Origin of the sequence: Tepidiforma sp. (assembly GCF_034432735.1) — a bacterium.
Classification (GTDB): Bacteria; Chloroflexota; Dehalococcoidia; order Tepidiformales; family Tepidiformaceae; genus Tepidiforma.
The window spans coordinates 51,217-59,643 of record NZ_DAOUBJ010000026.1; the positions used below are offsets into that span (position 1 = coordinate 51,217).

General features: G+C 70.2%; 8 protein-coding genes and 1 pseudogene. 2 read left to right on the top strand and 7 right to left on the bottom strand.

Annotation, left to right across the window (positions count from 1 at the left end; translation table 11 throughout):
- Positions 1–4: 4 nt before the first annotated feature.
- Entirely contained in the window at positions 5–1,309 is a 1,305-nt protein-coding gene (locus VAE53_RS02370) for an MFS transporter (RefSeq protein ID WP_322817761.1), read from the top strand.
- Here VAE53_RS02370 and VAE53_RS02375 read toward each other — a convergent pair.
- From VAE53_RS02375 to VAE53_RS02405, 7 genes are all read right to left on the bottom strand, one after another.
- Positions 1,274–2,512, bottom strand: a complete 1,239-nt coding sequence (locus tag VAE53_RS02375; protein ID WP_322817762.1) for an alpha-L-fucosidase — start codon at positions 2,510–2,512, stop codon at positions 1,274–1,276. The two genes, VAE53_RS02370 and VAE53_RS02375, sit on opposite strands and share 36 nt — an antisense overlap.
- 35 nt (positions 2,513–2,547) lie before the next feature.
- Positions 2,548–3,165 (bottom strand): dTMP kinase, encoded by a 618-nt coding sequence (tmk, locus tag VAE53_RS02380; protein ID WP_322817763.1) that lies wholly within the window; start codon positions 3,163–3,165, stop codon positions 2,548–2,550.
- On the bottom strand, positions 3,162–4,922 hold the full coding sequence (locus tag VAE53_RS02385; protein ID WP_322817764.1) for a R3H domain-containing nucleic acid-binding protein: 1,761 nt from the start codon (positions 4,920–4,922) through the stop codon (positions 3,162–3,164). Before VAE53_RS02385 ends, tmk begins: the two co-directional genes overlap by 4 nt.
- Complete coding sequence (locus VAE53_RS02390; protein WP_322817765.1) at positions 4,919–5,842, bottom strand: hypothetical protein; 924 nt, start codon at positions 5,840–5,842, stop codon at positions 4,919–4,921. The genes VAE53_RS02385 and VAE53_RS02390 overlap by 4 nt, the downstream gene beginning before the upstream one ends.
- A complete protein-coding gene (gene pdxT / locus VAE53_RS02395; RefSeq protein WP_322817766.1) occupies positions 5,839–6,453 on the bottom strand; it encodes a pyridoxal 5'-phosphate synthase glutaminase subunit PdxT in 615 nt (204 codons plus the stop codon). The genes VAE53_RS02390 and pdxT overlap by 4 nt, the downstream gene beginning before the upstream one ends.
- 152 nt (positions 6,454–6,605) lie before the next feature.
- Positions 6,606–6,944 carry an ATP-dependent Clp protease adaptor ClpS gene (locus tag VAE53_RS02400; protein ID WP_322817767.1) on the bottom strand — a complete coding sequence of 113 codons (339 nt, stop codon included), beginning with the start codon at positions 6,942–6,944 and terminating at the stop codon, positions 6,606–6,608.
- A gap of 34 nt (positions 6,945–6,978) precedes the next feature.
- Positions 6,979–7,776: a GDSL-type esterase/lipase family protein gene (locus VAE53_RS02405; RefSeq protein WP_322817768.1), complete on the bottom strand. Its 798-nt coding sequence runs from the start codon at positions 7,774–7,776 to the stop codon at positions 6,979–6,981.
- Positions 7,777–7,782: 6 nt separating this feature from the next.
- Here VAE53_RS02405 and VAE53_RS02410 point away from each other — a divergent pair.
- Positions 7,783–8,427 (top strand): annotated as a pseudogene (locus tag VAE53_RS02410) (hypothetical protein); the annotation flags it as partial.

The window sequence follows — 8,427 nt, forward strand, 5'->3', positions numbered from 1 at the left end:
TAGCGTGGCGGATGCCGCGCCCGGCGCACTCGTTGGCTGGCGCAGCCGCCCCGCCCGTGCCTTTTACGGCTGGCGGATCGTGGCCGCCGGGGCCGCTCTACAGGCGCTCCAGGCCGCCCTCCTTGGCCAGGCCTACGGCGCCTACGTCGTCGTCCTGCGCGACGAATTCGGCTGGAGCAAAACGACGCTCGCCGCTGCCTCCAGCCTGCGCGAGGCCGAGACGGGCATCCTCGGTCCGATCCACGGCACGCTCGTCGACCGGCTGGGGCCCCGCCGCGTGGCTGCCATCGGCGCGGTCATCTTGGGCGTGGGCTTCATGCTCTTCAGCCAGGTGCACGAGCTGTGGCAGTTCTACGCCGCTTTCCTGGTGATGTCGGTCGGAGCGAGCATGTGCGGCTTTCTCACTGCTTCGGTGGCGGCGGTGCGTTGGTTCGAACGCCGGCGGGCGACGGCGATCTCCCTTATCTCGGCGGGATTCGCCGTCGGGGGGATGTGCGTGCCGCTGACGGTGCTGCTCCTCGAAGGGCTCGGCTGGCGAGCGACGGCGTTCCTCTCGGGGGTGGCGGTCATCCTGGTCGCGCTGCCGCTCGCGCAGGTCTATCGGAGCCACCCTGGGGAGCTCGGCCTGCTGCCCGATGGCGCCGCCCCGGAGCGCTCGCCCCGCGATCCGGCGCTCCCCGCCCATGGGGCCGGCACCGAGCGGGATTTCACGCTGGGCGAGGCGGTCCGCACGCCGGCTTTTTGGCTGATCTCGTTCGGGCACGCCTCGGCGCTGTTCGTCGTTTCGTCACTCGCCGTGCACCTCGTCTCGCATGTGCGCGAGGCGCTCGGCTATACGCTCGGGCAGGCCTCCACCGTCGTCCTGGCGCTCACCTTCACGTTCATGGTCGGCAACCTCACGGGCGGGTTCATCGGCGACCGCGTGAACAAGCGTGGCCTCCTGGTCGCCTGCATGGCGATGCACTGCGCCGGCCTGCTCATCCTTTCCCACGCGCGGGACACGTGGATGGTCGTGGCGTTCGTGGTCATCCATGGGCTGGCCTGGGGTTGGCGCGGCCCGCAGATGACGGCCATCCGGGCCGATTACTTCGGGCGCGCTTCCTTCGGGCGGATCATGGGGGTCTCGAACATGGTCATCCTCACCGGCACCATCTTTGGCCCCTTGATTGCCGGCGCGCTCTACGACCGAACGGGCAACTATCGGCTCGGATTCGACATTCTGGCCGTCATGGCGCTTGCCGGTTCGGTGTTCTTCCTTTTGGCGCGGCGCCCCTCAGCGCCACTCCACCGCGACCACGGTCGCCAGTGAATCGAGCGCGCGTTCGGGCACTTCGATGGTCAGCTCGCCGAGGGGATCGCGCCCGAGCAGCCTGTCGACGACGGCGCAGCGGCCGCTGAAGGCGAGCTCTTCGCCGGTGCCGAGGCACCAGGCGCGGGCGACGTGGTCGATGGGCACGCCGCGCACGCTGATCGCCCCGTAGGGGCGCATGAGCAGGTGGAGGTAGGTGGTCTGGCCCCGTTCGGTGGCCGGGCCATAGAACTGCCACGGCTCGAGCCCCGGCTCGGTGCCGACGATCGCTTCCGCGTGGCGCGCCATCCAGCCAGCGACGGCCTCGAGGATGGCCGTTTGCTCCGGCGGGAGGGTGCCGTCGCCGCGGGGGCTGACGTTGAGGAGGAGATTCCCACCCCGGCCCGCGACTTCGCACAAGGTGTGCACCACCTGGCGGGGCGATTTCCACCGGGTATCCGAGGGCACGTAGCCCCAGCTCTCGTTGAGCGTCATGCAGGTCTCCCACGGGCGGGAAGGTGGCTGCGGCGGGACGAACTGCTCGGGGGTTTCGAAATCGCCGGCGCCGGGCAGCCGATCGTTGATCAGGATGCCAGGCTGGAGTCGGCGGATGAGCGCCTCGAGTTCGGCCGCGCGCCATTGCGCCGGTGTCCGCTCCCAGCCGCCATCGAACCAGATGAGGTCGATCGGGCCGTAGTTGGTGAGCAGTTCCCGTACCTGCTCGAAGAGGTCGGCGAGGAAGCGTTGCCAGCCCTCGGGCGTTGGCTGGCGGCCCCGGCCGAACCGATACGGCCGGTCGTCGTCGGTGAGCGCCGGGTAATCGGGGTGATGCCAATCGCAGAGCGAATAGTAGAGCCCGATGCGCAGCCCCTCGGCGCGGAACGCCTCGACGAACTCGCGGACGAGGTCGGCGCCGACGGGCGAATGGGCGACGCCGAACGTACTCGTCTTGGTATGGAACATCGCGTAGCCGTCGTGGTGCTTGGTGGTGAAGACGGCGTACTGCATGCCGCAGCGTTTGGCCAGGCGGGCGAGTGCCGGAAAGTCCCGCTGTTGGGGGTCGAAGGTGGCGGCCGAGGCCTGGTACGCGGCGACGGACATGGGGCCCGTGGGGAGGGCGGCGTTACCGCCGGCCATGGGCCAGGAGAGTTCGACGCCCTGCTGGGAGGCATGGCCCCAGTGGATGAACATGCCAAAGCGAGCGGCTTCGAACCAGGAGGGCATCGCGGCCCGATGCTACGCGCGCGCCCCGCTCCTCGCTAGCCCAGCGCCCGGAGGACGCGTTCGTAGGCGAGGGTGGCCACCCGCTCGGCTGGGAGGCTCGCATCGATGACGGCCCAGCGGGCCGGGTCGTCGCGCGCTTGGAGGAGATAGCCTTCCCGCACCTTGCGGTGGAAGGCGAGCCCCTCGTGGGCGGTGGCGATGGCGGCGCCTTCGCCCGCTTTGCGCGCCAGCCCGGCGGCCGGGTCGAGGTCGAGGTAGACGATGAGGTCCGGCTCGAGCCCGCCGGTGGCCGCCCGATTCGCGGTCCGCACGATCACGGCATCGAGGCCCCGCGCATGTACCTGGTAGGCGAACGTGCTCGGTGCGAAGCGGTCGCAGAGGACGATCTCGCCGCGGCCGAGGGCGGGACGGACGATGCGCTCGACGAGTTCGGCGCGGGCGGCGAGGAAGGCGAAGAGCTCGGCCCAGGGGCTGAGTCGCTCGTGGAGCAGGGCGCGGATCTGCTCGCCGACGGGAGTGCCCCCCGGCTCGCGGGTGAGCAACACGGGGCGCCCCTCGGCCGCGAGCCGGGCGGCGACGGCGCTCGCCGCCGTGCTCTTGCCCGAGCCCTCTCCCCCTTCGAAGACGATGAATCGGCCGCTGCCCCCGCTCACCGCTCGAACGGGGTCCCGCTGCCGAGTGGCAGGATTTTCACGCGGCGCATCGGCTCCTTGCCGGAGCTCCGGCTTTCCAGGTTGTACCGCGTGGCGAGCTGGTGTTGCACCCGGCGGATGTAGCTGTTGGCGGGTGGCAGCTCGACGGGGCGCCCCTCTTCGAGGACCTTGGCGATCGCCTCTTCCGTCTCGCGGAAGACGTCGACCATGGCGTCGCGCTTGGGGCCGCGGCTGTTCGCCCTATCGCCCCGGAGCTGGAGGAGGGCCTGTTCGAGCTGGTAGAGGCCGCTGCTCTTGACGACGTAGAGGGGCAGGTTTCGGTCCTCGGCTTCGCGCAGGGCGGGCGGCTTGTTTCGGTAGTAGTTGCGCAGGGTGATGACGGCATCGGCATCGGCCGGGTCTTCCACGAGCTCGACCATGGCGCCGACGGAACGGGCCGCCTGTTCGAGCCGCGCCCGGGGGATGCCGAAGGGGAAGAGGCGCGTGATGCGCGAGGCTGCGCGCGGGGCCGGCGCGAAGGCGGATGGCTCCTCTTCGAAGTCGGACGGATCCGCCAGGTCGGATTCGAGCGAACGTGGCTCCCGCAGCTCGCGGAACTCCTGGACGTGGCCGCCGTTACGCCGCCGGCCGATCTCCCAGGTCGGCGGGCGCCCGCCGCGGGAGGTGGGCGGGCTGCCGGCGGCAACGCCCATGCCGAACTCCCCGCCTTCGCGCTCGGCATCGTCGACGATTTCGATCCGGCCGCCGGGCCCGAGCTGACGGGTCTCCGGTTTTGCCCGGTAACCGCGCAGGATGGCGTCGACCGTCTCGGCCACGTTCTTGTGGACGGAGACGCGCCGCCAACTCTCGATTTCGACGACGATATCGAAGGTGGGCGGCGCCTTCCGCTCGAGGATCGACTTCTGGGTACCGCGGCGGCGCGCCTCTTCGTCGCCGAGCGTGACCGACTGGATCCCGCCGATGAGATCGGCCAGGGTCGGATTGAGCATGAGATTTTCGAGCGAGGTGCCGTGGGCCGTGCCGACGAGCTGGACGCCACGCTCGGCGATGGTGCGCGCCGCTTGGGCCTCCAGCTCCGTGCCGATTTCGTCGATGACGATGACTTCGGGCATGTGGTTCTCGACGGCTTCGATCATGACGGCGTGTTGCGCCGAGGGGGTGGCCACCTGCATCCGGCGCGAGCCGCCGATCGCGGGGTGGGGCACGTCGCCGTCGCCGCCGATTTCGTTGGAGGTATCGACGATGATGACGCGCTTGTTCGCGTCGTCGGCGAGGACGCGTGCCACCTCGCGGAGCATGGTCGTTTTGCCGACTCCAGGGCGGCCGAGGAGGAGGATATTCTTGCCGCTGAGGACGAGGTCTTCGATGACGCGGATGGTGCCGTAAACGGCGCGGCCCACGCGACAGGTGAGGCCGATCACCTTGCCCCGGCGATTGCGGATGCAGCTGATGCGGTGGAGGGTGCGTTCGATGCCGGCGCGATTGTCGTCGCCGAAATCGCCGATGCGGGCGATGACCCACTGGAGGTCGGCCTCGGTGACCTCTTCGTGGCTGAGGACGATTTCACGGCCGGGGTAGCGGGCCTCGGGCAGCCGGCCGAGATCCATCACCACCTCGAGAAGGTCGGCGCGGCGGGTCTCCTCGCGCAGCGGGCCGGAGATGTGCGGCGGGAGCGCATCGAGCAGCAGGTCGAGATCGTCGGTGACGATGTGTTCCGATGGGAGCGGGGAAGAGGGGGAGTGGCTCACGGTGCTCATTGCGGGACCGGGAAGGATTCCACGGGGACCGCGGCGACCTCCTTGAGGGTCTCGGCCTCGGCGAGACGGCGGGCGCACATCAGCCGCACGCCGAGTGCCGGATAGCCGCGCGCTTGCGCGGCAGTTTCGATGGCTGGCTGGTGTTCGGCCACGACGAGGGTGCCGTGGCGGGGAGCGTGGGCTTCGACCACATCGAGCGCCGCTTCGATGAGGCTGCCCCCCTCGGCGAGCAGGAGGTGCGCCTCGCGCTCGCCGAGGCCGGCCCAGCCAATGAGCCCGCCATCGCCGTCGGCCACGAATTCCTGCTCGCAATCGAAGGAATCGAGTACGGCGCGGAACTCCTGGAGCCCGGGCGCTTCGTTCCTGCGGACGGGCTCGGGGACGGCTCGGCAGTAGAGCCGGAAGATGCCTGCCCGGTCGGACCGCTGGGCGGGCCGGAAGGGGTTGTTCGGGGTGGCCTCCGCCCGCTCGCTCCGCAGGGCGTAGAGGCGCTCCACGCGGCTGGCGTAGAACCCGGCCCGGCGCAAGGCCGCACCGTGGGGCGAGCCCTCGGCGTAGCGCAGGTAGAGGATGCGGCCGCCCCGCAGGGCGACTTCGCGGCTGAGCCCGGCAAGGAGCGCGACGACGGCTTCGTCGTCCTTCGGCCGCCCGATGCGGAGGGATGCGACATCCCAGCCCGCGCCGCCGGCGAGCTGGCGGGCAACGGCCACGCCCCGATAGCTGAGGCCCCGGCGCACGCCAACCACGGCGGTGCGCGGCACTTTCGGCAGCCGGGTGATGCCCGTGGCCGCCAGCCCGCTCGAGATCAGCAGGTTCTGGCCTCCGCGCAGCGCGATCACCTCCGTGTCCAGCCGGTGGAGCTGCGGCCAGAGCGTCGCCGCGTCGATCGGGCTCAGGGCCTCGGCGACCCGTTCGCTCATTTGGCGCCCCCTTGCCCTTCGCCGATGGAGAGGAAGAGCGCGTGCAGCCGCGGGTCACGCGTGAGCTCGGGGTGGAAGCTCGTCGCCAGGAGATTGCCCTGGCGCGCGGCCACGATCGTCCCGTCCTCGAGCCGGGCGATCGGCCGGGCCGGCGGGTCGACCCGCTCGATGATCGGTGCGCGGATGAAGACGGCCCGGAACGGCCCGCCCTCGAGCCCTTCGATGGCGATCTCCTCCTCGAAGCTATCGACCTGGCGGCCGAAGGCGTTGCGGCGGACGCGGATGTTCATCGTTTCGATGCCGGGCCGATCGAGCCGGTCGACCTCTTTCGCGAGGAGGATGGCGCCGGCGCAGGTGCCCCACGTGGGCCTGCCGCTCGCGCAGAAGGCGCGGAGCGGTTCGAGGAACCCGTTGGAGAGGATGAGCCGCGCGATCGTGGTGCTCTCCCCACCCGGGACGATGAGCGCATCGAGGCCTTCGAGCTGCGCCGGCTTGCGAATCTCGAGGGCCCGGCAGCCCATGGAAGTGAGCATCTCGCAGTGCTCCCGGAAATCGCCCTGGAGAGCCAATACCCCGACAGTGCGGGCCCCATTCGATGGTGCGAAGGTCATGCGGTGGCAGCCCCTGGCGCAGGGCGCGGTTCACGGACGGCAACCGAGGGGCGCGGAGCGAGGCGAATGCTCGATGGCAACGGCAGTGTGAAAACCCTGCGCAACCTACCTCAAGTGTAGCGCACCGCCGGGCCCGCGCGTGAGCGGAAAGGTTAACTTCCGGTGCCTTGGTAGGCCGGCTCGATCACGGCCGACATGCTCCCGCGTGACTGTGGCATCAGGGGGTCGGGGCCGTAGGCGTGCACCAGCTCTTGTTTGGCGCGGACTTCGTCGTGGCTGCCCGTCATGAGGACGGCCCGGCCCTGGCTATCCACCATGCAGGCGATGGCGTATCCCTTCTCCGGCCCGTAGCCGAAGATTTCGGCGCACATGCGGATCACGTAGGCGTAGGTGTGCTCGTCGTCGTCCAGCAGCACGAGGTGGTACGGCGGTTCGAGCTGCTGGTCGGTCTCTTCGATGACATGTGTCCCGGGAGATGGCAGCAGGCTCATGCCCGGATTATACCGCTCGCCCCAGCGGGGGCCCTCAGCGGCCGGGCTCGAACAAGGCGGCGACGATGGCCCGGGCGATCCGCCGGCCTCCCGCCGGTGTCAGGTGGATCCCATCGTCGGCGCGAACGACCTCCCACGTGCCGTCCTCGTTCGGCAGCGCCGCTGCATAGCTGCCATCGGGCCCCGAGGTGAGCGCCCAGGTATCGACCCAGAGGACCCACGGCCGCACGGCCGCCTGCGCCTGGAAGATGGCGTTCACCCGGGGGATGGTCGCGGCCAGGTCGGGGCGCCCCATGTTCGGCTGGCCGACCCAGACGACGATGCGTCCCGGGCGCTGGAGCTGGTCCATCACCGCGCCGACGCGTGCGGCGTAGGCATCGGCGGAGCGGATCTGATTCGCATCGTTGGCGCCGAGCATGAGCACGACGACGTCCGGGTCGTAGCGCTCCATTTCGCTCGCGAGGTACGCCGGCCAGTCGAAGAAATCCTGCCGCACGAGCCCGGTGCTCAGCTGGTAGGCGGGCGCGCGCACCGGGAGGCCACCGAGCGCCGGCCATTCTTGGAAGAGCGCGACGGTGACGAAGTAGCTCGTCGAATCGCCATCGGACCAGAGGCGGAGGCCCGCCGCACTGGCGAGACGCGCGGGCAAGGGGGTGGGGGTCGGCGTGGGAGTCGGTGGCGGTTCGGGGGTACCGTCGGCGGCGAGGCCGACCGCGAACAGGGGCGCCACGGAGGGCGCGAGGGCGGCGGTCGGGGCTTCGGCCTCGGGCCGACCGGCGAGGGAGGCGAGGATTCCGGCGCTGCCGCCTAGTCCTCCGGCGAGGAGGAGCAACAGGGCATGCCAGCGCCGCCAACGCTGCCTGGGCGGCTGGGGGCTACTGCGCGGCCCGGCGGGGGAGCCGGGGTCTGCCAAGGTGGCGCCTCCCGCGGAGTTCGCACCGGCGAACGCCGGGACGTTCCCCGCAAGTTTGCTCCGTTCGCCCGCTTCGGACGAGGCGGCGACAATGGCGGGCGGGGGTCGGCGCCCCCGCAGATCGAAGCCATGCTGTTCCCGACCGTCGATTTCGCCATCTTTTTCGTGGTCGTCTTTGCAGTGGCTTGGCTCATCCGGCCGTGGCACCTCTGGTGGCGTGTCTTTCTGGTGGCGGCGAGCTGGTTTTTCTATGGCTTCTGGGAGCCGAAGTTCGTCCTCCTCCTCGTTGGCTCCACGGCCTTCAACTGGGCCGCGGGGTACGACCTCGCGCGGATGCGCGGGCCCGATGGGCTCGACCGCTTCGGCCGCTGGTTCCTCGGCTTCGCCATCGCCGCCAACCTCGCCACCCTCGGCTGGTTCAAGTACTACGGCTTCTTCGTCCAGGATGTGGCAGGGCTCGTCGAGCGCTTCGGTGTCGGTCTCCCGCTGCCGCTCCTCCAGGTGACGTTGCCCATCGCGATCTCGTTCTTCACCTTTCACGCGATCAGCTACCTGGTGGATATCGCCCGC